This is a genomic window from Rhizobium sp. R635 (assembly GCF_002211285.1).
Classification (GTDB): Bacteria; Pseudomonadota; Alphaproteobacteria; order Rhizobiales; family Rhizobiaceae; genus Rhizobium.
Genome location: NZ_LOKX01000036.1, coordinates 34898 through 58924, shown reverse-complemented (window position 1 = coordinate 58924; position 24027 = coordinate 34898). Strand labels below are relative to the sequence as shown.

20 protein-coding genes are annotated in these 24027 nt (G+C 61.1%); 11 read left to right on the top strand and 9 right to left on the bottom strand.

Annotation, left to right across the window (positions count from 1 at the left end; genetic code table 11):
• The first annotated feature begins 39 nt into the window (after positions 1 to 39).
• The 6 genes from ATY78_RS26100 (at position 40) to ATY78_RS26075 (ending at position 6628) form a co-directional block, all read left to right on the top strand.
• Entirely contained in the window at positions 40 to 2625 is a 2586-nt protein-coding gene (locus ATY78_RS26100; protein ID WP_141105675.1) for a hypothetical protein, read from the top strand.
• Positions 2626 to 2862: 237 nt separating this feature from the next.
• Complete coding sequence (locus ATY78_RS26095) at positions 2863 to 4485, top strand: hypothetical protein (protein ID WP_088685192.1); 1623 nt, start codon at positions 2863 to 2865, stop codon at positions 4483 to 4485.
• A 144-nt stretch (positions 4486 to 4629) separates the two neighbouring features.
• Positions 4630 to 4884 (top strand): hypothetical protein, encoded by a 255-nt coding sequence (locus ATY78_RS26090; RefSeq protein ID WP_088685191.1) that lies wholly within the window; start codon positions 4630 to 4632, stop codon positions 4882 to 4884.
• A 40-nt stretch (positions 4885 to 4924) separates the two neighbouring features.
• Positions 4925 to 5128 (top strand): hypothetical protein, encoded by a 204-nt coding sequence (locus ATY78_RS26085; RefSeq protein ID WP_088685190.1) that lies wholly within the window; start codon positions 4925 to 4927, stop codon positions 5126 to 5128.
• Entirely contained in the window at positions 5125 to 5520 is a 396-nt protein-coding gene (locus ATY78_RS26080) for a hypothetical protein (protein ID WP_088685350.1), read from the top strand. The genes ATY78_RS26085 and ATY78_RS26080 overlap by 4 nt, the downstream gene beginning before the upstream one ends.
• 151 nt (positions 5521 to 5671) lie before the next feature.
• Positions 5672 to 6628, top strand: a complete 957-nt coding sequence (locus tag ATY78_RS26075; RefSeq protein WP_088685189.1) for a trypsin-like peptidase domain-containing protein — start codon at positions 5672 to 5674, stop codon at positions 6626 to 6628.
• 390 nt (positions 6629 to 7018) lie between these two features.
• Here the strand turns inward: ATY78_RS26075 and ATY78_RS26070 are convergent, their stop codons facing one another.
• Positions 7019 to 7639, bottom strand: a complete 621-nt coding sequence (locus tag ATY78_RS26070; RefSeq protein WP_088685188.1) for a helix-turn-helix transcriptional regulator — start codon at positions 7637 to 7639, stop codon at positions 7019 to 7021.
• A gap of 351 nt (positions 7640 to 7990) precedes the next feature.
• On the opposite strand from ATY78_RS26070, the gene ATY78_RS26065 reads away from it, so the two are divergent.
• The 5 genes from ATY78_RS26065 to ATY78_RS26045 all read left to right on the top strand — a co-directional run bounded on the left by ATY78_RS26065 (position 7991) and on the right by ATY78_RS26045 (position 12163).
• Positions 7991 to 8224: a hypothetical protein gene (locus ATY78_RS26065; protein ID WP_088685187.1), complete on the top strand. Its 234-nt coding sequence runs from the start codon at positions 7991 to 7993 to the stop codon at positions 8222 to 8224.
• An 82-nt stretch (positions 8225 to 8306) separates the two neighbouring features.
• Complete coding sequence (locus tag ATY78_RS26060) at positions 8307 to 8777, top strand: hypothetical protein (RefSeq protein ID WP_245313630.1); 471 nt, start codon at positions 8307 to 8309, stop codon at positions 8775 to 8777.
• Positions 8778 to 8863: 86 nt separating this feature from the next.
• Positions 8864 to 9760 carry a CHC2 zinc finger domain-containing protein gene (locus tag ATY78_RS26055; RefSeq protein WP_088685186.1) on the top strand — a complete coding sequence of 299 codons (897 nt, stop codon included), beginning with the start codon at positions 8864 to 8866 and terminating at the stop codon, positions 9758 to 9760.
• Positions 9761 to 9776: 16 nt separating this feature from the next.
• The gene (locus ATY78_RS26050) at positions 9777 to 11207 is read left to right on the top strand and encodes a virulence-associated E family protein (RefSeq protein ID WP_088685185.1); all 1431 of its coding nucleotides are present in this window, start codon (positions 9777 to 9779) and stop codon (positions 11205 to 11207) included.
• 158 nt (positions 11208 to 11365) lie between these two features.
• On the top strand, positions 11366 to 12163 hold the full coding sequence (locus tag ATY78_RS26045; RefSeq protein WP_210191815.1) for a glycosyl hydrolase 108 family protein: 798 nt from the start codon (positions 11366 to 11368) through the stop codon (positions 12161 to 12163).
• A 241-nt stretch (positions 12164 to 12404) separates the two neighbouring features.
• On the opposite strand, the gene dusA is transcribed toward ATY78_RS26045, so the two are convergent.
• The 8 genes from dusA to uvrB form a co-directional block, all read right to left on the bottom strand.
• Positions 12405 to 13406 carry a tRNA dihydrouridine(20/20a) synthase DusA gene (gene dusA / locus ATY78_RS26040; protein WP_088685184.1) on the bottom strand — a complete coding sequence of 334 codons (1002 nt, stop codon included), beginning with the start codon at positions 13404 to 13406 and terminating at the stop codon, positions 12405 to 12407.
• Positions 13407 to 13591: 185 nt separating this feature from the next.
• Complete coding sequence (locus ATY78_RS26035; RefSeq protein ID WP_003540801.1) at positions 13592 to 13804, bottom strand: cold-shock protein; 213 nt, start codon at positions 13802 to 13804, stop codon at positions 13592 to 13594.
• A gap of 597 nt (positions 13805 to 14401) precedes the next feature.
• A complete protein-coding gene (locus ATY78_RS26030; protein WP_088685183.1) occupies positions 14402 to 17338 on the bottom strand; it encodes a metal-binding protein in 2937 nt (978 codons plus the stop codon).
• A 376-nt stretch (positions 17339 to 17714) separates the two neighbouring features.
• The gene (locus ATY78_RS26025; RefSeq protein WP_088685182.1) at positions 17715 to 18101 is read right to left on the bottom strand and encodes a GNAT family N-acetyltransferase; all 387 of its coding nucleotides are present in this window, start codon (positions 18099 to 18101) and stop codon (positions 17715 to 17717) included.
• Between the two features lie 42 nt (positions 18102 to 18143).
• On the bottom strand, positions 18144 to 18602 hold the full coding sequence (locus tag ATY78_RS26020; protein ID WP_088685181.1) for a DUF3828 domain-containing protein: 459 nt from the start codon (positions 18600 to 18602) through the stop codon (positions 18144 to 18146).
• Between the two features lie 421 nt (positions 18603 to 19023).
• A complete protein-coding gene (locus ATY78_RS26015) occupies positions 19024 to 19473 on the bottom strand; it encodes a hypothetical protein (RefSeq protein WP_088685180.1) in 450 nt (149 codons plus the stop codon).
• A gap of 94 nt (positions 19474 to 19567) precedes the next feature.
• Positions 19568 to 20236: a hypothetical protein gene (locus ATY78_RS28755; RefSeq protein ID WP_210191814.1), complete on the bottom strand. Its 669-nt coding sequence runs from the start codon at positions 20234 to 20236 to the stop codon at positions 19568 to 19570.
• A gap of 505 nt (positions 20237 to 20741) precedes the next feature.
• Entirely contained in the window at positions 20742 to 23846 is a 3105-nt protein-coding gene (gene uvrB, locus ATY78_RS26005) for an excinuclease ABC subunit UvrB (protein WP_141105673.1), read from the bottom strand.
• Between the last annotated feature and the right edge of the window lie 181 nt (positions 23847 to 24027).

The following is a 24027-nucleotide window of genomic DNA, read 5'->3' as shown; positions in this document are numbered from 1 at the left end:
TTCTAAACTTGTCTCCCCACCATATTTGGAGACAAGCTATTGGAAACGCTGCCGGAAAAGAGGATTCAAAAGACTGGGCGGTTAGGAGCCAACCTTGCCGCCGGTGATGCCGTACCGCGCACCCCTGATGACCACCCTGAGCAACCGGCAAATGATCTCCGAAGCGCGGAGATACCAGGCGCTCCCGTGCCGATGCCTGAGGTCTCGATACCAAAGACCGGCTGGTTAGGCGGCAACGCTGCCGCGGCCGATGCCATTCCGGGCTCCCCTAACAACTCGGAGCGGGCAACGAGCGATCTTCGAAACGCGGAGACGCAAAGCGGCTCGGTGCCGCTGCCGGAAACGAATATACGAAGGAGTGGCCGGCTCGGAACTGACGCTGCCGCGGCCGATATCATCCTCCGCTCTTCAGATGAAGACCCCGATCAGGTGGCGAGCGATCTACGCATTGCTGAGGATTATGCCGGAGCAACAGGCCGTCCGGCGCCGCCGCTGGAACTGGTGAAGCAGCATCGGGAGAGTTTCCGGCAGGCGACGCAGGAAGCGCGAAATGCGGAAATCCTTTCGACGTCGCCCATCCTTGCCGCTTTGCTGCGCAGGCCAGGCAATGCGGCTTTGGCTAGCGACGACGTGGAAGCTCTTGGGTATTTTGAACGGGTATCCAAGGTGACGGTCACACAGGTGCCGCTGGTCAAGGAAGGTCCTCCAGCGCCGCCCGAGAAGACCGTTCGTGAGGTGCTGGCGGAAGACATCGCGGGGGCGAGGGGCAAGGGCAAGGAGGAGGTCGCAGCCCTAATCGATCGGATATTGAAGCAACCGGAACTCGACTCGAACGAGTGGATACCGGTGCTCCACGATGTGGTCGCCGGGAAACATACGCGCGAAGAAGCGTTGCGTCAGCTCAATGCGCAGCTTACCCCTGCCGGTATAGCGACAAATGAGGCCGTGAAGGGCTTTCTGGGAGAAGTCACCTCGAAGGTCGGTATGACGATAGAGGGGACGGGCGCTGTGATCCGGCCGTTGGTGCCACATGATGATCCTACCGCTCGCAATTCCATGCTGTTTTCTATCGCCGCGATCAATCCGAAGACTTGGGCCCCAGATGAAATAGAAGCGGTAAGACAGAAATTATATGAACAGAGCGCCCTCGATCACGAGGAAGGGAAGAAGTATATCGACGGCATCGTGTCAGGCGAGTTGACGCCAGAGCAGATCCTTTCTTCACGTAAGCAGGCGCAGCCTAATTTCCTTGAGAGAGCGGTAGATGTCATCCAGGATAGCGGCGCGTGGCTGAGTGACAATAGTGAAGCTTACTTCGCTGCTCGGGCTGGGATGGAAGAAAGCTGGCCTCGGCAAGCCGGCAAGGCACTCGGTTCGGCTGCCCCCGCCTTTGCTGTCGCGCTGCTTTCGCGTGACAAAGTAACCAAATATTACACTGCACTGGAGAGCGCCGGTGAAGCAGCGCGAGACGCCCGCAAAGCGGGTCAGGACCGAACCGAGCAATCGATTGCAGGTTACTGGGCCTTGCCCGCTGGATATCTGAGTGGTGTGAAGGCGGAGCGCTTCGTTCCCATCGGCACAGCGCAGCGCCTTGGCGTCAACCTTCCAAAATCTGGCGTCGGGAAATTTCTGACCGATGTCGCCATCGAGGGCGCAGGCGCCGCCGTTCAAAGCACGATCAAGCAAGCCGCGCAGAACGCGATCGCGAAGTATCTCTATGCGCCAGATAAGAGCCTGTTCGATAAGATTCCGAGCAGTGGCGCGACCGATGGCGCCGCCAACATGGCGCTGAAAGCAACTGAGCTCGTCGTCAGAAAAATGCTGCGCGGCCGCATGCCGAGCACCGGGGCGAAGGCAGCTGTAGGGAGGCAAATGGTGAGCGTAGCGGAGATATCCGTACGGGCTCAGGCATCCAAGCTGCGTCAACGCGATCCAGAGAAGTTTGGTGAGTTTGTCGCGCAGGTAACGCGGGACAGTCCTGCCGAGAGCATTTACGTTCCGGCCGACCAATTCGTCGATTATCTCAGGAAACAAGGGATCGATCCGCACTCGGAAATCGACCACCTCGGCTGGATCAGCCGCGGCGATCTTGACGCTGCGATCGACGCCGGCGGCGATCTGAGAATCCCGACAGCCACTTATGCCGCAAAAATTGCCGGCTCCAAACACGATGCATTCTTTACAGAGAATGCCCGGCTGCACCCTGTTGACATCTCGGCGAAGCAGGCTGCCGATCCTGAACGGCGTAAGGGGGAGGCGCAGAAAGCAGCGGAGGATGCACGCGTCGATCAGCAGGCGCGTGAGGCAGTCGAGGGTACGGCGAAGGATGCTGAAACCGCCCGCGTCAATCGCGGGACCCGCCGCTTCGTGAAGAAAGCGCCCGGAGATGGCGAGGCTGTGAACGTGACCGAGGAGGCGCGGCGCGCTGTCGAGGGCGTGGATTCGGACGCCGGGATCGCTCCTGTCAAGGGGAAGGCGACCCGCAAAGGGACGAAAACCTCCGGAAACGCCGCATCCGTCGATGCTAACGAGCAATCGCGGCGCGCTGTTGAGGGTTTCGATAAGGATGCTGAGGTCGCCCGTGCCAAGCGAAAGGCAAGGCGCATTCAAAAAAACGCACCTTGAGGGCCAAAGTCTCAGTTCCGCGAGGCGCGCTGGGGAGTGACCTTCAGGTCACCCCCATACGTTCCACGTTTTGTTTCCAATGATCGGCAGAACAGCCTTGCGAAAGCTGTCTGCCGGATCGGGCGTGCCGATAACCGGTGGGCCCTGACATTTCTCTCTGCAATATCCAACCCGAACCAGATGGGGAAACAACCATCCGCCCTTATCGTCTTCTTGAAACCAAGCGAGTGATGGCACATGACGATTTCAAGCACGAACAGCCGGTCCGGTCCTTATCCTGGCAATGCGGTGACGACAGTATTCGACTATGATTTCTTCATCGCGGACGAGCGACATCTGCTCGTCATCAAGCGGCGCGCCAATGGCGATGAAGAGATCCTGACGCTCGACGCCGATTACAGCGTTTCCGGCGTCGGCAATCCCGAGGGCGGTTCGATCGATACCGCGGCGAGCGGCGCTCCGTCTGCCCAGGAGACGATCACCCTGCTGCTCAACGTGCCCTTCACTCAGGAAACGGAGCTGGAGAACCAGGGGCCGTTTTCGGCAAAGACCATCGAAACCGCGCTCGATGTCGCTGCCCAGCGCGACCTGCAGCTGAGCGAGCGGCTGGATCGGGCGATCGTCGTCTCTCCAACCTCGACCCCGACGGAAATCGCCGAGCTGATCAACGGCGTTTTACGCCTGGCCTCGATCATTGAACCGGTGACGGAATTGGCGAGCGTGGCGCAGAGCATTCCGCCGGCGGCGAACGTCGCGGTGCAGATCGCGACCGTTGCGACTGTCGCGGCACAGGTGGCCGCCGTTGCCGCGATCGCAGCGCAGACGGTCGCCGTTGCCAGCGTTGCCGGGGATGTCGGGACCGTGGCGGCCAATATCCGGGACGTGACGAATTTTGCCGACGTCTATCTCGGCGCTTCCGCGGTCAATCCGGTTCTGAGAGCGGACGGTTCGGCGCTGCAGGTGGGCGATCTCTATTTCAACAGCGCGGATCGGGGCATGCGGGTCTATGGCGGCGCCGGTTGGGTGCCGACCGACGGGACGGTGACGGCCGCGAAAATCTCCGATCTGCAGGCCGACAGGGACGCCATCGCTGCCAAGCTGGTCATGCCGGATTTCGTTCGCGGGCTGGTTCCGAGCCCCAATGCCGGCGTGCCGCTCACCAACCTCGATATCGGCGCCGGCGATGCGCGCTTCGGCGGGAGATATATTTCCTTTGCCGGGACCCTGACCAAGAGGCTGAACGCCGCCTGGTCGGAAGGCTCCGGCAACGGTTTTCTCGACACCGGCGCGGTCGCGGCAAGCAAGACATATCATGTCTATGTGTTGCGGAAGCTTGCGGACATCAGCGTTGGCGATTTCATCGCGTCGCTTTCCAATAATTCGGCAGGTGTGACGGTGCCGGTCGGTTGGGAAATTCTGCCGAACGGCCGGATTGGGTCGGTTTTGACGAATGCGAGCTCGCAGATTGTTGGGTTCAGGCAATATGGGAGCCGGGTGAAACTCAATACCAACATCCAGGAATTGGTAAGCTCAGCTGCTTTCGATTTTCCCACCTACAATCCGGTGGGGCTTCCTGAGGGCATTTCCACGGATGCTCGTCTGTTCCTTCAGGCGCAAGCCGACGCCAACTCCGCGGTCAACCTCCGCTGCGACACTGAGGAGACGCCTGGCGCAGCTGGCGATGCCAGCCTCTATATCAACATCGCTGCCGGCTCCACAAGGCTTCAGATCGGGGCCAAGGTGCGCACCACGGCAGTCGGCCTCATGTGGGCGCGATTCGACATATCGATTGGCACCGGCAATTGCATCGTTAGCACCCATGGCTGGGATGACTACACCGTGCCAAGGATGCCCACCTGATGCCAATGTCTATACGGCTCGCGATGAAAACGGGAAAATCAACGGACGGCGTGAGAGTTCGATCGGGTCTCCAAATGCTCCCGTCGCTTTCCCGGCTTTCGGGTCCTTCTGAACTCCGCCCGACAAAACAGATCGGACAAATTCATGGATGAGCAAGTCAGAGCCGAGATCGAGAAGCTCCACGAAAGGATGAGTGGGTTGAAGGAGCGCGTCGTCAATCTGGAAGCGCAGCAGCCGCACATCAATGCCGCCTTGGCGCGGATCGAAGGCAGCGTCGAGAAGCTGACGAACAGGATCGGCAAGGCCATTTGGGCTGTTCTCACTCCCGTCATCGTCCTGGCGGCCGGCGTCGCCTTCAAGATCATCATGTCGGGTTCCCTCGCGAAGTTTACTCCGTAGTTCAGTGCTCAACTCTTTCGGCTCCAAGGAGACATCCGATATGACAAGCGTGATCATTCGCATTACCTTGCGTTATCTCGCCGCCGCCCTGGTGGCGAAGGGCGTCTTCTCGCCGGAGATCGGCGGCGTGATTTCAAACGACCCAGATCTTTCGATGATTGCGGAAATAGCCGCCGGCGCCTTTATCGGTCTGTCCGCTGAAGTCTGGTACTATCTCGCCAACCGCTTCGGATGGGCGCGATGAGCTGGCTTGCGAAGCTTTTTCTCGGCGGCGTGATGGAGACGTTCACGGCGCCGCTGCTTTCGGCCTGGAGGGCGAAGCTCGATGCGGAAACCGATGAGAGACGTCTTGCGGCCGAGCAGGCGATCAAAGGCATCGAGGCGGCGCGCGATATTGCGGTTGCCGAGGCCGCCGATCGCTGGAGTGCGACACGGGTCGGCCGCTGGCTGATCGTCGTTCCCTTCGGTCTCTGGTGGGCGTCGATCTATCTCGTCCAGATCATCAATCCCTGGTTCGGCTTTCACCTCGTCGTGGTCGACGTTCCCCCTGATATTCACAGCATGGCGCTGGTGCTCATTCCTGCGATCGTGATCGGTGATGCCGGTGCGATGATCGCGCGCCGGTTTGCCCGCTGATGTCTCGTTGTATGCCGCCACCCACGCTCACTTGAACCCAATTCACCGCCCAACCATCTAATCCCTAGACAACAGCGCCATGGCGAACGTCGCAATCGCGATTGCTTCGCCGGCGGCGGGGCGGCCGTTCTTGCCGCCTGAGGATCAGGCAATGGGTTATATGGATAAGGAGATCGTGCCTCAGAATGACGGGGCGCTGATCGATGCCTATTCGCAGTCGATTGCGGCCGCGGTCGATGTCGTCGGGCCGGCGGTCAGCCGGATCGAGAGAGTTGGCGGCCGGCAGGGGCATGGGTCGGGTTTTGCGATTTCGCCGGATGGGCTGATCATCACCAACAGCCATGTGGTCGATGATGCCAAGGTGGTGCGGATCAGCACGCCCGACGGCTTCGTCACCGAGGGGCGGGTGCTCGGCCGGGATGTCGATACCGATATCGCGCTCATCCGCGCCAACTCCAGCACGGGCGCCTGGGCAAAGCTCGGAGATTCCCAGCGCCTGCGCAGGGGGCATATCGCGATTGCGATCGGCAACCCGCTCGGCTTCGAATGGACGGTGACGGCCGGCATCGTTTCGGCGCTTGGCCGTTCGATGCGGGCGGCGAGCGGACGGCTGATGGAGGACGTGATCCAGACCGATGCGGCGCTCAATCCCGGCAATTCGGGCGGGCCGCTGGTCTCTTCCGGCGGAGAGGTGATCGGCGTCAATACTGCGGTCATCCAGGGCGCGCAAAGCATCGCCTTTGCCGTGGCGTCGAATACGGCCAATTTCGTGGTTTCGGAGATCCTCCGCCACGGCCAGGTGCGGCGCGCCGTCATCGGCATATCAGGCGATACGATCGTGCTGCCGCGCCGCGTGGCGCTCGCGGCCGGCACGGCGCAGACGACCTCCGTGCGCATCCGGCGCGTCGAGCCGGATGGACCGGCGGCAAAGGGTGGGCTGCAAGAGGGCGATTATATCCTCGCGATCGACGGCAGCCCGGTCGGCGGCGTCGATGACATCGTCAGGCTGATGGACGGCAGCAGGATCGGCCGGGAGACGGAGATCCTGGTGTTTTCGGTGGCGGGTCTGATCGAGAAGAAGAGCCTGGTGCCGATCGCGCGGTCCTAGGCGGGCGATTTCGGCGTCATGGAGCCCTCGGAGGACGAGGCGGGTGTGCTGACGTCAGGTAACATTGCACAGGGAGCGGCGCTGCGGCATCTGTCCGATCATCTGGCATCCCAATATACTGGCGGAAGATTTGGGAAGCGAGCCAACCTCTCCACCGTCATTCCTGTGCCTGTCACAGGAATCCAGCCACCGCGCGTCGGCGCGGTGAAAGACTTTCATTCAACGGTTATAAAGACTCTCCCGCGCCCAAGGACCTGGGCGCACTGGATTCCTGTGACAAGCACAGGAATGACGGAGAGGAAGTTAGCGTTCCCGATGAGGCCTGGGAGGACGAGGCGGGTGTGCGGTGTCCGATGACGCAGCCGCAGCCGATATCGCGTGCCACTCGCCTTACGGAATGACGGCGAGCACCGGGGTGGCGGTGTCGAGCAGGGTTTCCTCGGTGGCGCCTGACGCGGTCTGGATGCGGGCTTCGCCGGTCTTTCGGGCGCGTTCGACCTTGGCCATGATCTGATCGCCGCCGCGGGTGCGGCAAATGGAGAGCACGCCGATCGCCGCCGCCTCGACCTCGTCGGTGTGGCCGAACAGGATGACGGCATCATCCCAGATCGACAGCGGGCCTGAGGCCGCCCGCACCTGGGCGGCGATCACCTGGCCGTCGACGAAGTCCCGGACGGCGGCCTTGGCGCGGTCGATGACGGCCTGGGGCAGCGGGCGCGGCTCCTTCAGCCGCTCGACGGAGCCGGCCTCGTTGATGACAGCCGCCAGCAGGATGCGGGTGGGTGTTCCGTCCGGCTCGACCGAAACGCCGGCATGATTGAGAACGTCCGAGAGCGAAACGCCCAGGAACAATGCAATCTGGTTTGCTTCTTCCATCTTCATTCTCCGCGTGCCAGACAGCATGCGCGACGCGGCCGAAGGATCTATGCTGAGATGCCGCGCAAGGCCCCTGACAGATTTCTGCCGTTCGTCCAGCTTCTGGAAAAACCACTTCTTATCGATTTCGGTCATCCCGGTTCCTCACATCGTTTGATGGAACCGAGTTGTTGCAGATTTCGCAACAGACGGCAAGCGGATGCGACATCGTCGCATCGGATTGCGTTAGTCGCATGAGTGACGGGGATGCCGCCACTGATACCGGCGATTTGGAACCCCTGTTGTTTCCTCTTTGTTCTGCAGCCTAGATAATTGACACCGGCGGGCTGAGTCAATAGAAATGAGGAAAATATTCCTTTATCTGGCTCGTATCAAAATATGCCACATTTAATTTAGGGAATAAAATCCCATTTTTGGCCTGGGTGGGGTTGACGGTGTGATCAGTGCATCATATGTTGCTATTATCGCATCAATCGAGGAGCGGATGTGCAAAAGCTCGGAAAGGACCACAAGACTCCATGGCGAAAGGTTCACGAGAAAATCGGCCTTTCCCCGGCGGAGCTGGCGCGGGCGATGGGGCGTCACCGCTCGAAGATCAGCCGGGCGCTCGGCAATAGCGAAGGGCTGATCAGCGGCCGCGACCAGCTGCTGCTGATGAAGGCGGCGCGCGAGCGCGGCATCGAGCTTTCGGCGGATGACATGCTGCCGGAGCGGCGATGAGCGGGCGCGGCACACAGATTTTGGAAGAAGAGGCAGGCCGGACATATGGACGGCGAACAAACCGAAAGGGATGGTGAATCCGATGACAGCAGTGGACAGGAAAGTCAGATTGTCGCCCGCGACGACCAAGCGGCCGGTTTCGGGCATGACGGTTGAACCGGCCCGGAAAGAGCGCGTCATGGAGAAGGTGGGGGCGGGAGCGGCCGTGATGGAGCCGATCAACTGCCCGTGCTGCAAGCAGCCGGTGGCAGCGCCGACGCTGGAAATCGTCGTCGATCGTTATGATGTGACGCCGCTTCAGGCGCGTATTCTCGGCGCTGTCTGGCGCGGCAAGGGCATGCCTGTTCAGACAGAGCGGATTTTCGATGCGATGTATGTCGACGATGCCGATGGCGGGCCGTCGCCGACGCGCATGTATGCCGCCTTCAAGGTGGCGCTCTGCCATCTCCGCACCCGGCTGGAGGGTTCCGGCATCGGCATCGAGAATGTCGGCTATCGCCAGGGATACCGGCTGGTGATGCCCGGCGAGATCGCGCCCGCTCGCCGCAGTTGACGGCTGGTCCGTGAACCAAATCCGCCGCCCGAGCTTGCACCCGCCAAAAGTTGTGACGATCACAGCGACCAGATCAGGGGTCGGATATGACCGAAGTCGAACGTATCAGGCGGGAGGTCTGCCTGTCCGAGGTGGCGGCGCGCCATGGGGTGGCGCTGAAGCCGGCCGGGCGCGAATTCACTGCCTGCTGCCCCTTCCATGCCGAGACGACACCCTCCTTCACCATCTTCCCCGGAAAGGATCATGTCGAGCGCTTCCACTGCTTCGGCTGCGGCGCGCATGGTGACGTGATCGATTTCGTCAGAAAGATCAAAGGGGTCGATCTCGCGGAAGCGCTCGGCATGCTTGGCGGCAGCACCGCGAGGCCCCATCCTGCGCCCGCGAGGGCGCCGGTGTTCGATCCCTATGCCGATATCGTGCCGCTGGCGCCGCCTGCCGCGCCCATCGAATGCGGCAGGCCGGTGCGGCTCTACAATCCGAAGCGACGGGGCGAGCGATCCGAATGGGGGAGCTTCGCGCCGTCGATGGTCTTTCCCTATCGCAGGCCGGACGGCGGCCTGATCGGCTATGTCCTGCGTCATGAGCTTGGCCAAGGCGGCAAGGAAACGCCGATGGTCATGTGGGTGCGCCTGGCGGACGGCCGCCAGACCTGGTGCCGTTTTCCCTTTGCCAAGCCGCGCCCGCTCTATGGCTTGGACAGGCTGGGCGAGGCGAGGGCGGTGCTCGTGGTCGAGGGCGAGAAGTGCCGCGATGCGCTCTCAGCTGCGACGGGACGCACCGTCGTCTCCTGGCCCGGCGGCGCGCAGGGGGTGAAACATGCCGACTGGTCACCGCTGGCCGGCCGCAACGTCGTCATGTGGCCGGATGCCGACCGGCCGCATCCGGAAACCGGGGTGATCTCAGGTTTGAAGGCCGCCGACGATATCGGCGCGATCCTCACCGGCCTCGGCTGCAGCTACCGTGTCCTCGGCGTCGTTCGATAGGCGGCGCGCAGCACTCATGGCATCCCCTCCCTATCTCTATGCCGACTGGCTCTCCGGGCGCACGCCTCCCAAGGGCTGGGATGCGGCCGATGCCGTCGGCGACGGCTGGACCGAAGACGAGCTCTCCGCCTTCATCCGTGACGCGGCGCGGCCGTGGACGCCGCCCGTGGCGGAGGCGCACAAGGCGCGGCCAGCAGCTATCGGTAAAACCATCGCCACCAATGATGACTGGCAGATGGAACTGCTGCGCGGCGAAAAGGGCCGGATCAAGCCGGGCGCCACCCGCAACTGGGCGCTGTTCCTCGAGCATCACCCCGATCTTTCCGGCATCTTCGCCTTCGACGCCTTCAAGATGGGCGTCGTGCTGATGCGCCGGCCGCCCTGGGAGCGCGCCAGAGGCAATTGGCGCGAACGCGCGTTGCAGGATCGCGATTACAGCGAGGCCGTCATGTGGCTGGAGGCGAACGACATGACGCCCAAGGTCGCCAACATCGCTCCGGTCATCCAGACGGTGGCCGAACATGCGCGTTTCGACCGGCTGACCGATTATCTCGAGGGCCTGGTCTGGGATCGCAGGCCGCGGCTGCACAATTGGCTGACCTATTACATGGGCATCGAGGATACGGCCTATGCCCGCACGGTCGGCCTGCGCTGGCTGATATCGAGCGTGGCGCGCGGGCTGGAGCCGGGCTGCAAGGTCGATACGATGCCGATCCTCGAAGGGCCGCAGGGCGCGCGGAAATCCACCGCGGTGCGCATGCTCTATGGCGACGATTTCTTCACCGACGAATTGTCCGATATCGGCTCGAAGGACGCGATGATGGAGATGCAGGGCATCTGGGGCCTGGAGGTCGCGGAAATGCACCGCTTCAACGCCTCGGAAACCAGCGCGGTGAAGAAGTTTCTGCGCAAGCAGACAGATCGTTTCCGCCCGCCCTACGGCCGATCGGTGGTCGAGGCGCCGCGGCGTGTCTGCCTCTGCGGCACGATCAATCCCGATGGCAACCCCTATCTCAAGGATACCACGGGCGGGCGCAGCTTCTGGCCGCTGACGGTCGGGCGCATCGATATCGAGGCGATCGCCGCCGATCGCGATCAGCTCTGGGCTGAAGCCGTGGCGCTGTACAGGGCGAAGACCCCCTGGTGGGTGCAGGAGGAAGAGCAGCCGGCGGTGGTCGCCGAGCAGGAGAAGCGCACCGATGTCGACGTCTGGGTCGAGGTAATCGTTCCGACGCTGAAAGGTCGTAGATCGGTCTCCCAGTACGATATTTTGAAAAGCCTCGGCATAGCGGCCAAGGACGCTGACTGGCGCCACGCCGGCCGCATCGGCCGCATCATGAAGAAACTCGGCTGGACCGCCAGCCGCGACCGCAGAGGCGGGGAGGACCGGGTGGTGTTTCTCAATCCTTCGTTCGCGGAGGGTGTGGATGAGGACAAGGTGTTTTGAGCGGCGAGGCGGGCGGTGGCGCTGCCGCTGAGAAGAAGGTTGAGCGATGAGGCGGCCACCGCCGTCATCAACATTTTCGGCGGATGGCCGCAGGCGTTCGATCCCGACAACTCTTCATCGGCAATGGTTGGCGCAGTTTCATCCGAAGGGAAATTGCCATGGCCAAAGGAAACATGTCAGCCTGCCTCCCGATCACGCTGGCTTACGAGGGCGGCTTCACGGCGGACAGGCGCGATCCAGGGAACTGGACCGGCGGCGCCGTCGGCAAGGGCACGCTGAAAGGCACGAAATACGGCATCGCCGCCGCCAGCTATCCCAATCTCGATATATCACGGCTGACGCTTGCCGACGTGACGCCGATCTATCAGCGGAACTATTGGCGGCCGCTCGGCGCCGAGGCTTTGCCGGCAGGTCTCGACCTGGTGACATTCGATTTCGGCGTCAATTCCGGCACGGCGCGGGCGGCCAGGACGCTGCAGGCGGTGGTCGGCGCCGATGTCGACGGCGTGGTCGGCGCCGAGACGCTGAAGAAGGCGGCGGCGAGCGATATCAAAAAGGCGATCCAGTCCCTTTGCGCGCGGCGCCTCGGTTTTCTCCGGGGGCTGAAGACCTGGGCGACCTTCCGCGGCGGCTGGTCGAAGCGGGTCGCCGATGTCGAGGCGAGGGGCGTTGCCATGTGGCTTGCGGCGTCGGCGCATGCCGATCCGAAGGCCGTGCTGCTGGAGGAGGCCGGCAAGGCGGATGCGGCCGCGAAGAAGCAGCGGCGCAGCGCCGGTGGGAGCACTGTGCTTGCAACGGGCGGCGTAGGCTCGAATGCGGCGCTTGGCGGGGAGGTCAACTGGCTGCTGATCGTGGGTGTCGTCGCGGTGGTGGTGATTGCGGGTCTGTTGGTGATGAAGGCGCGGCAGAACAGGGAGCGCGCTGCGGCTTACCAAGCGTTGGCAAAGGTGTCGTGAGTAGAAGGAAGGCTGGGCGGTGCGACAATCCCTTCTCCCCAGCGGGGAGAAGGTGGCCCGAAGGGTCGGATGAGGGGGCGGGTGGCACAACCGTAGTGCATGAAGTGTCGGCGGAGGCTATTATAGAGGGAGTGCCGTGTGGCCCCCTCATCCGCCCTACGGGCACCTTCTCCCCGCTGGGGAGAAGGGGGAATCGAGAGGTCCTTCGGACCCCAGCGGGGGACAAGAGGGAGCGCGCGCTCTAAGCGCTCACCGCTTCCTGCTCAGCCCCGGAAAAATCCACCGCGGCAAAGGCTGCGGCCAGCACTTCCGGGCCGGCGCCGGTTTTGGCGGCGTCGGTGGAGAGGATCTGGCGGTAGCGGCGGGCGCCGGGGAGGCCGGTGAAGAGGCCGACCATGTGGCGCGCGACATGCTGCAGCCGGCCGCCGCTGGCGATATGGCGCTCGGCATAGGCCATCATCCGGTCGCGGAGCGCCAGCCAGTCCGGTTCGGCGGCCGGCGCGCCGAAGAAGCGGTGGTCGACGTCGGAAAGGATCGCGGCGTTCTGATAGGCGGCCCGGCCGAGCATGACGCCGTCGACATGGGCGAGATGGGCTTCGGCCTCGTCGAGCGTGCGGATGCCGCCGTTGATGCCGATGAAGACGTCAGGCCAGCGCTCTTTCATCCGGTAGACGATCTCGTAATCGAGCGGCGGGATCTCGCGGTTTTCCTTGGGACTCAGGCCCTTCAGCCAAGCCTTGCGGGCGTGGATCCAGATGGCGTCGGCGCCGGCATCGAGCACGCGGGCGATCAGCGCCGGCAGGGCTTCTTCCGGCTCCTGTTCATCGACGCCGATCCGGCATTTCACCGTCACCGGCACGGTCGCGACCGTCTTCATCGCCGCGACGCATGCGGCCACCGTCTCCGGCGTCAGCATCAGGCAGGCGCCGAAGGTGCCCGACTGCACCCGGTCCGAGGGGCAGCCGACATTGAGGTTGATCTCGTCATAGCCGTAGGGTTCGGCGAGCTTCACCGCTTCGGCAAGCTTTGCCGGGTCCGAGCCGCCGAGCTGCAAGGCCAGCGGATGTTCCGCTGTGTCATGACCGAGCAGGCGTTCGCGCGGCCCGTGGATGATCGCGTCGGCCACCACCATCTCGGTATAAAGCAGCGCCTCCCGGCTGATCTGGCGATGGAAATAACGGCAATGCCGATCCGTCCAGTCGATCATCGGCGCCACGGCGAAAATCGGCTTCTTCTCAGTCATCGACGTTTCATCGTTCCTTGTTGTCATGGCGCCTCAAAGCGGGTGCCGCACCGCCGTATGGGCGGGATCATTCGTTAAGCGCGCATATAACACTTAGGTCTGCGATCGACAAATCGAAGCGCCGCGCAAACAAAAACGGCGCCCCTTGCGGAGCGCCGTCCATGCCGCCGAAGCGATAATCTAGCTTACGAAGCCGAGATGTTGACGGCCTTCGGGCCCTTGCCCATGCGATCCGGCTCGGTGTCGAAGGTGACCTGCTGGCCTTCGCGCAGCGACTGGATGCCAGAAGCCTGCAGCGCGGAGATGTGAACGAAAACGTCCTTCGCGCCGCCGTCCGGCGTGATGAAACCAAAACCCTTGTCCTGGTTGAAGAATTTTACGGTGCCCTTGGTGGCCATTGGGATAGTCCTTTTCCCTTAGTCTGTGTAGTATCCGCCCCCCCGAAAGGAAGCGGACGGCTTTAGCTTTCGCCCCGGTCGTCTGGGACGAAGGGTCAGTCGGAGAAGTCACGTACGGGGAAAGAACGTCTACGTAGGCGGGTATTCCCGCGCCGCCTCCCGTTACGGAAGGGATTACCACATCGGTCCAGTCACCGGCATGCAAATGCCCGAGTGGCTGGATTGGTGCCAGCATTTCGGCCAAAAAGCAAGCGGCATTATTGTGGCATAGCTGCTATTATGACAGGAAATGCCGAAGATTCAGATACTTGACGAAAAGTTAGCGAATGCTTGTGCTGCCGTGCCATATCGGGATTGCGTGCCAAAACGGGATGAAGCGTCGAATTTGACAGCCGGGCACGGATTCCCCCAGAAGTAGTTTGGGGTAGGGATATGCGCTGCCGAAGGGATCGAGCTTCGCCTTTGGGCGGTCTCATCGAGAATCACGCCGCGACGCTTGCGCTCACAAAAAGCGAGAGCGCCGCATATCCTTCCGGATGCGGCGCTCCTGATGTCTAAGCCGTTTCGAACGCTTTCACGTCCGGGCGATGGCAATAACTAAATCAAAGCGTCGTGCAGGAAGCTCGACGGCTCGAAGACGTCCTTTACGGCGATCGTAAACTCGTGGCTGGTGGTGTTTCCGGCCGCGTCATAGGCTTCGGCGGTGAAGGTCAGGCTGTGAGTGCTCTCGAAGTCGATCGCGGCCTTGGTCTGGATCTTGTTGCCGACGAGCTTGAAGATGCCGTCCGCGTCGTCCGTCAGCCGCCACTTCACCGTGCCGCCTTCCGGATCCTTTGCCGTGAGCAGGCCGACCGAAGTGCCGATCGCCATGTTCTCGGAGACCGAGCTGCGCGAGAAGGCGAGATTAACAGGAGCCTTGTTGACCGGCGCTTCGTTGACATCGAGGACGTTGATCGTGATGTCCTTTTCGACGGTCGTCTTGCCGTCCGAGACGGCGACCTTGATCGTGTGCGACTGATCGGTCTCGTAGTCGAACGTCTTGGAGGTGACGATGCGATTGCCCTTCAGCCGAAAGTGATCGTCGGCCCCGTCGAGCAGCGTGTAGGTGAGCGTATCGCCGTCGGCGTCCTTGGCGCTGAGCAGGCCGAGCGTCGTCCAGATCGGCGTGTCCTCGGACAGGGCGGTTTTCGAGAGCTGGATGTTCGTCGGCGCCGCATTGCCCTCGGGCGTGAAGCCTCCCGTCGCGAAGTCGTAGACGCCATCGGCGAAACGGGCGAATTCGACGTCCGTCAGCGTATCCGTTCCCTCGGCGGCACTCGTCAGGATGTGGTCGCCATTGCTCAATGCGAAGGAGTAATTGGCGAAATTGCTGGAGAAGATCGCGGTGTCGATGCCGGCGCCGCCATTAATGGTGTCGTTGCCGGTGCCGCCAGTCAATTTGTCATTGCCGGCATTGCCATTGAGGATGTCGTTGCCGCCGCTGCCGTCGAAAATGTCGTTGCCCGCGGTGCCGGTAAATTCGTCGTTGCCGCCGCCGGTCTTGACGTCGATGCCGGAGACATAGCCGGTGACGAAAGCTCCATGGCCTTCCAACTCGTCGGAAAGATCGAGGTGAGCGCTGTCCGTCAATGCCAATGCGGGGTTGAAATCGTGGAACGGATCGGTCGACCAGACGATTTTATCAAAGCTCTCGAACTGCGCGCTCGAACCGGAAACCCAATATCCCGCCGTTTCAAGGACTTCGATGTTCTTGATCGTCAGGCCTCTTAGCTCAGAGGCTTGGAGCGAATCAATTCCGGCACCGCCATCGATCGTTCCGGAAACCAGTGGAGTGAATCCATCTAAGGCGATGGCATCATTGCCGTCGCCCGCATCGATGTCGAAGACCTCAGGGATACGGCCGCCGGGCTCACCATCGGAGATCGTATCGTTGCCCGCGCCGCCTCTGATGATGTCATTTCCGACGCTGCCCACGATCTGGTCATTGCCGTCGCCGCCGTTCAGAATATCATTGCCGTCTCTGCCGGCGAGCATGTCATTGCCATCTCCGCCATTCAGCGTGTCATTACCATCACCGCCATAAAGCTGATCGTTTCCTGTGCCGCCATTCAGCGTGTCTGCGCCGTTACCGCCTGAGATGGTGTCGTTGCCCGCGCCTGTCGTGATCACATCGTCGCCGCTTGAGCCTGTCACATTTGCGGAACCCGAGCCCAGTTCATCGGAAAGGTTTACCGTCCCGGAATCCGAGATGACCAGGTTGACCGAGGCGAGAGGATTGCTTTCGGAGTCGCGGATGATGTCGTAAGCTTCGAACTCGGCGCCGGTCTTGGTAATCGTGGCGCCGTGCGTATCCAGAATATTCAGCGGCGTACCGGGCTCGGTACTGTTGACCGTGAAGGTCTGCGTGGCGAAATTGTAGACGCCATCGGCAAACCGTGCGAATTCGACATCCGTCACGGTATCCACGCCTTCCAGCGCGCTCGTCACGACACGGCTGCCATTGTCGACCGCTAGGGAATAATTGGCAAAATTGCCTGAAAAGACTGCCGTGTCGATACCGGCGCCGCCATTGATGGTGTCGTTGCCTGCGCCGCCCGTCAATTTGTCATCGCCGGCATTGCCGTTGATGAGGTCGTTGCCATCGCTGCCGTCGAAAATGTCGTTGCCGCCGGTGCCTGTGAAGTCATCGTCGCCGCCGCCGGTCTTGACGTCAATACCGGAGGCGTAGCCGGCAATGAAAGCGCCGCGATTTCCGAGCTCGTCGGAAAGATCGAGGTGGGCGCTGTCCGTCAAAATCAAGTCGGCTTTATAATTCAAGGTCGGATCGGTCGAATAGACGATCTTGTCGAAGCTTTCGAACTGCGCGCTCGAACCGGCAACCGGCCATCCCGCCGTTTCAAGGACCTCGATGTTCTTGATCGTCAGGCCCCGAAGCGACGGAGCTTCGAGACTATCAATCCCGGCACCGCCGTCGATCGTTCCGGAATTGAATGAAGCGAGTGTCGCAACGGTTATTGCATCGTCGCCGTCACCCGCATCGATGTCGAAAACCTCAGAGGCAAAGCCGAATTGCTCACCATCCGAGATCGTATCGTTGCCCGCGCCGCCTCTGATGACGTCATTTCCGGCTTCGCCGTAGAGCAGGTCATTGGCGTCGCCGCCATTCAGCGTGTCATGGCCAGTTCCACCACGGATCAGATCCTCTCCGTCGCCGCCATTCAGCGTATCATTGCCAGCTCCACCATAGATCAGATCCTCTCCATCGCCGCCGTTCAGCGTGTCTGCGCCGTCACCACCATTGATGGTGTCGTTGCCTGCGCCCGTCGTGATCGTGCTGCCGCCGCTCGAGCCGGTGACATTTGCGGAGACCGAGCCCAGCTCGTCGGCCAGATCCGCCACGGACGAATCGGAGACGGTGAGAGACACAGGTGCGGATGGGTTGGCAGCGGAGTGACGGATGACGTCGTACGCTTCGAACTCAGCGCCGGTCTTGATAACTGTAGCGCCGTTCGTGTCCAGAATATTCAGGGCCATATTAAACTTTCCAAAAAGATGCGTTGTATTCTGTAAAACGAGAAATCTTCAGAAGAACTGTTCTTGCTGGCTCAACGGACGACAACCCTTCGGGGATCTATGCCAATCCGCAACTAAGTTTTCAATGGAGAATTGTGTTTTTTTATTGATTTTTTAATCAATCGGTAAGGTTAAGTGCCTGATTTCGACTTCGAATTTGGGAACTCGAAGATGTATTTTAGTCTTTTAAATGATAAGCTTTGCGTGGGGATATTAAGCTTCCGGTAGAAAACTACGGGGTGGTGGTGTTTTCCCGATTTCTGACGCCGCGGTCGGGGCCGGAGGAAAATCCAGATGAGATTGTGGATAGGTGAGCTGGCGGCGGGCGCGGGCCGCCTCATGCGAACTTGATCAGACCCGCCTCCGTCGGCCTGAAGCCGCAGGCGCGATAGAAGCCGGTGAGATCAGGCTCGAAATCGACATGCAGCCACTCGGCGCCGCGCTCGCGGGCAAGGCTCGTCGCCTGCCTCACCATGCGCGTCGCGATGCCTTGCCGCCGCATCTCGGGATGGACCGATGTGTCGAGGAGGAAGGCATGGATGCCGCCATCCCAGGCGACATTGACGAAGCCGACGAGCCTGCCGTCGTGATAGGCGCCGATATGGGCGAGGCTGCGGGAAAGGATGGCGGCGAAATCCCGGCTGTGCGGGCTGCCCCAGGCGGCGGAGAAGAGCGCGTTCAGTTCGGCCGAGGCGGGGAAGGGGTCGATGCGCAGTTCCAGCATGGGCGGTTGTCTTTCCTCAGCGGGCGTGGACACGCCATGCCTTCACTCTTCATCACCCAGTAGCGCACTCAAACTCCACGGCTGCTCGCCCTGCTGGTTGGCGATATCCTCCACCTTCCAGCCGCCATGCTCCTTCACCAGCGTATAATAGAGCGTCACCTTTTCGCCGTTGCGAAACTCCACCTCGAGCTCGGCCCGGCCATCCATCAGGATCGGCTGGCCGATCCTGACATCGCTCGCCTCGCCATCCTGTCCCGCAATGACGGGATCGAAATCGATCGCCCCGACTTCGCCTTCTTCGGTGTTGTCGAGGTCGGTCTGCAGGAGTTCGTTCAGGTGGTCGGAGAAGAAGGCCGAATAGGGTGAGGGGGTGTTGTCGCTGCTTGTGGGGTCGAAGGTGTAGAGGGCCTGGAGGAGCGCCTTCGGGGTTTTGAATGTCTCGGCGAAAGCGGGGGAGGCGATCAGGGCGGAGAGGGCGAGAGCGAGGGCGGGCAGGCGCATGCGGGCTCCTTTTGGTGATGGGAAAGGTATAGCACGGCGATCTCGCGTCCGGAATTGCGCTGCGCGCGCCTTCTAACGGCTCGATGACAGGGCGATCACCTCTCCTCCGTCATCCCTGTGCTTGTCACAGGGATCCAGCCTGCCCAAGTCCTTGGGCAGGGGAGACTCTTTGCACCAAAAGAGATGAGTCATTCACCGCGCAGACGCGCGGTGGCTGGATTCCCGTGACAAGCACAGGAATGACGGAGGAGAGGGTGTGCCGCGTTTCTAATTCCTGTCCCCCAACAAGGCACTCAAACTCCGCAGCACCTCGCCCAATTGCCGGTAATATGCTCCAGCTCCCAACGGCCACGCTCTCAAGCGGTCAATGTCGCGTCATCGCTGCGCCGTTGCGGAACAAGCGGTCGGAAGATAAGGGCGCCTAAATCTGCCCCCATATTTTCCGTAACGGTGCTTCCAGGCATTCGGCCATCTTCCGATCCTGCTCCGCGGTAGTATCGCCGATGCCTGGATTGTGGGCCTCGAGGGCAAAGCGGCCGAACCCGGCGGGCCAGACATACCGCAAGTCGTTCAAGGATACGGTGGCGCCACAACAAGGGGCCACGGACATGAGGTTTTTAAAACCACTGGCGGAAGCGGCTTCCATTGCCTCTCCCCACCATTCCTCGGCATCCGCGCCGCAGGCGCTGCACTTCACGCCAGACCAGTTTTCGCCGGGATCGTAGAACCTGATCTCGTCCTCGAAGCTCGATGTCACTTCGTCTGCCCCGGGAACGATCGTTTCCAGCAGGGAGACCGCCTTGGTGGCATTTGCCGGGGATGGTTGCCAGGACGGGTCGGTCGGGATGTAGCGGAGGATGGTGTCGGACATTTGGCTCCTTGGTGGTCACTAGCGCACGTTCATCGAGTTGCAATAGGTATCCAATGCTCGAGGCGCGGCTGGCCGTTGGTTGGTCGGATCGCTCTTAAAGCTGCTGTTCTACTAGCGATCTCTTCTTTACGTTGAGGGATACTGGTCCATTGACCGAACTCTGGTTAAGAAAACCTTTGTCTGCCAAGGCCTTCAACGAGACGTCAAAGGTGATAACCGTTTTGCAATAGTGGTTCTTGAGAGTACTCGGCGATATTTCTTTCTTTCCCCAGTATTTCTTTCTTGTCATTACGGCCAATATCTGTCGGGCGCCTACATCAAGATCCATCCTTTGAGAGAATCCAATAATCGATTGATCCAAACTCTCAAGTGTGTCTTCAATAGAATCTATGCCAAAATAGTGGCTGTGAGTTTGCTTGACAGTAGCAATGTCCGACGATCCAATGAGAACCACTTCGAATTTCCTATCTTCTGTATACTGCTTTTCATACTTAATATAAATTTCGACGGCGGTTGCGGGATCGCGTCCAACAACATCCCACGTAACAAAATTTCCGGTCGACCAATCAAAGACCAATACCCAGTTATTCAAACCGTTGGGATTCTTTGATTCTATCTCAATCAATGTTTTGACAATGTCGTCGTTTACATATCCGGCCGAGACATTTCCACGGTCTGAGTTTTTAATTATCTTTTCTGCCACCTCTTGCAGAGAATTAAGGCTCAGCTTCTGCCTGACGCTCGGAAGACGTCCGGCCTCCATCTCGAAAAATATGTCGGAGAGTTCTTTGAAGTAGTTAATGACGCTTGCATTCCCTTCCTGCTCCTTGAGCAGGTACCCATATATGACGGAAGTCCTCTCGATGCTTTCAGCCCAATAGTGTTGAATTTTACTCCTTATTGTAATTCAAGGCTTAGCTTGTTAATTTCTATTATTAGATGTACGGCGCGGTATCCGGTTACATCTCTTCCCTTTTCGTGATAATCCGTCTTCTTTTTAAGATGTAAACTTTTTTGCTGATGAGTTTTCTCTTCAAGAAAGGCCAGCAAGTTGTCTACGTCTGTATTTTTGTCTACGATTATTCGTAGGCCCCCAATGTCTTGTAGTTGCGTCAGGCGGACGCTGAACCTGATTAGTTTTCGAAGGATTTGAGGCTTTCGCTTTAATCTTTGCGCGATATAGTATCGCCCACCATATTCAGTAAGCATTTTTATGTCGGAGGTTATTTTAAGCTATTTTATTTTTCTATATTGTTTCAATTTTGACTTTACCGCCCCGGCCGCCCAGTCTTCCCCTTCGTCCGCCCCTTGCGCTTCTGCTCCCCCGGCTCCTCATAACTCCCGGCGCCAACCCGGCCGCGTACCACCGGCCGCACGCCGTCATTCTGCTCCGGCTGGCCTTCCAGCAGCGGTGAGAACCGCTTCGTGCCCTTGGCGGCATCGGGCTTGTCAGGCACATGGCCCGTCACCGGTTTTTCCGTCCGTCCCACGGTCATTTCGTCGAGGGTGTTGCGGCGGAAGAGGCTCTTGTTGTCGGCGGGGGTGGCGACGTGGCGGCCCATTTCGTCGAGGTCTGGCTTGCGGAAGAGCGGCGTGGTGGTGTCGGTGCCGGGGCCCATGTCGTCGAGGGTGGGTTTTGAGAAGTAGGTGGGTGTGGCCCCCTCATCCGCCCTGCGGGCACCGCCCGGGGTCGAGCCGCTGGTCTCGACCCGTCCTTCGGACCCCCGCTGGGGAGAAGGGGAGTTGCCGCGGCCCTTTGCTTCCATCGACTTGGCTTCCTCGCGCGCCATCGGGTCGTCCATGGCCGCCAGTTCCACGGCCTTGAGGCGTTTGATTTCGTCGCGGAGGCGGGCGGCTTTTTCGAAGTCGAGGTCGGCGGCGGCGTCGCGCATGCTCTTTTCGAGCGCGTTGAGGTGGGCCTGCAGGTTGTTGCCGACGAGGTTGCCGCCGTCGGCGAAGCCTTTGCCTGCGGCGCCCGAGATGTCGGCGCGGACGTGGTCGCGTTCGTAGACAGAGTCGAGGATGTCGGAGATCTTGGCCTTGACGGATTCCGGCGTGATGCCGTTTTCGAGGTTATAGGCCATCTGCTTTTCGCGGCGGCGGCCGGTTTCCTCCATGGCGCGCTTCATCGAGCCGGTGACGTTGTCGGCATAAAGGATGACCTTGCCGTCGACGTTACGTGCTGCACGACCAATGGTCTGGATCAGCGAGGTTTCGGAGCGGAGAAAACCTTCCTTGTCGGCGTCGAGGATGGCGACGAAGCCGCATTCGGGAATGTCGAGGCCCTCGCGCAGCAGGTTGATGCCGACGAGCACGTCGAAGGCGCCGAGGCGCAGATCGCGGATGATCTCGATACGCTCCAGCGTGTCGATATCGGAGTGCATGTAGCGCACGCGCACGCCCTGTTCATGCAGATATTCCGTGAGGTCTTCGGCCATGCGCTTGGTCAGCACGGTGCAGAGGGTGCGGTAGCCCTTGGCCGCAGTGTCGCGGATTTCGCCGAGCACGTCGTCGACCTGGGTGCGGGCGGAGCGGACCTCGACCGGCGGGTCGATCAGGCCTGTGGGGCGGATGACCTGTTCGGCGAAGACGCCGCCGGATTGTTCCATCTCCCAGCCGCCGGGGGTGGCCGAAACGGCGATGGTGTCGGGGCGCATGGCGTCCCATTCCTCGAAGCGCAGCGGCCGGTTGTCCATGCAGGAGGGCAGGCGGAAGCCGTATTCGGCCAGCGTCGCCTTGCGGCGGAAGTCGCCGCGATACATGCCGCCGATCTGCGGCACGGTGACATGGCTTTCGTCGATGAAGACGATGGCGTTGTCGGGGATGTATTCGAACAGCGTCGGCGGCGGATCGCCGGGGTCGCGGCCGGTGAGATAACGCGAATAGTTCTCGATGCCCTGGCAGGAGCCGGTGGCTTCCAGCATCTCGATATCGTAGCGGGTGCGCTGCTCCAGGCGCTGAGCCTCCAGCAGGCGGCCGGCCTTTTCGAGCTCGGCGAGGCGCAGCCGCAGCTCTTCCTTGATCGCCTTGATGGCGCCGTTCAGCGTCGGGCGCGGCGTGACATAGTGTGAGTTGGCGTAGATCTTCACCGATTTCAGGTCGCCGGTCTTCTGGCCGGTCAGCGGGTCGAACTCGGTGATGGCGTCGATTTCGTCGCCGAACATGCTTATGCGCCAGGCTGCGTCTTCCAAGTGGGCGGGGAAGATTTCGATGGTGTCACCGCGCACGCGGAAGGAACCGCGCGTGAAATCCATGTCGCGGCGCTTGTATTGCTGGGCGACGAGATCCGCCAGCAGTTGGCGCTGGTCCAGCCTGTCGCCGACCGACATCTGGAAGGTCATGGCCGTATAGGTCTCGACCGAGCCGATACCGTAAATACAGGAGACCGAGGCGACGATGATGCAGTCGTCGCGTTCGAGCAGCGAGCGCGTCGCCGAGTGGCGCATGCGGTCGATCTGCTCGTTGATCGAGCTTTCCTTCTCGATATAGGTGTCGGAGCGCGGCACATAGGCTTCCGGCTGGTAGTAATCGTAGTAGGAAACGAAATATTCCACGGCATTGTCGGGGAAGAAGTTCTTGAATTCGGAATAGAGCTGGGCGGCCAGCGTCTTGTTCGGCGCCAGGATGACGGCCGGGCGCTGCGTTTCCTCGATCACCTTGGCCATGGTGAAGGTCTTGCCCGAGCCGGTGACGCCGAGCAGCACCTGGCTGCGGTCGCCATTCTCCAGGCCCTCGACGAGATCGCGGATCGCCGTCGGCTGGTCGCCGGCCGGCTTGTATTCGGAATCCATGCGGATGGTGATGCCGCCTTCGGATTTATCCGGGCGGGCGGGGCGGTGCGGTGTCCAGATCTTGCCGTTCTTGTGCAGCGGGTTGCCGCTTTCGATCAGCTTCGACAGCGCCTCCACCGTGGCGGTGACGCTGCCGGGCGCCAGACTGCCGGCATCCTCCAGCGAGATGTCGAGACCGGCGACGGGATTGAGGCCGGCAGCGGCGCGCGTCTTCGGATCGGAGGAACCGCCGATCGAGACGCCGCGCGCTGTCTTTGAAGCGCTCACGCTGCCGGCGCTCTGCGCCTTCGCTCCGCGGGGGCCTCGCATCGGCTCGGACGCCCGTTCGGGCTTGCGGCCTTCGGCCGATCGCGCGGCGACGGCTTCGGCGTGCTTGCGCGCTTCGTTCTCCACCTTCTTGCGGTGCTTGCCGGCCTTGGAGGCAATCTCGCGCTGGCTTTCGACGCCCGCCGCCTCGGCATCCGCCTCCAGCTGCTTCACCCAATCGGCGACGGAGCCGGAGAGGGGGGCTCCCTCGAACGACGACTGCGGGGCTTCCTCGAAGCCATTCGGGGCGGGGGATTTCTTCGGAGATTTGGCCATGGCGCGAATATGGAGAGAGTCAGCGCGAAAGGGAAGAGGCAAAGAGTACAAAAGGGAAACGAATGAATCGTTCGGATTGGCTCAACAATTGGCCGGCTGGTGGATGACGGGCGGAGCACCCGCCTCGTCCTTCGAGGCCCCTTCGGCGCACCTCAGGATGAGGCTCTCCTGAGCGCGGGAA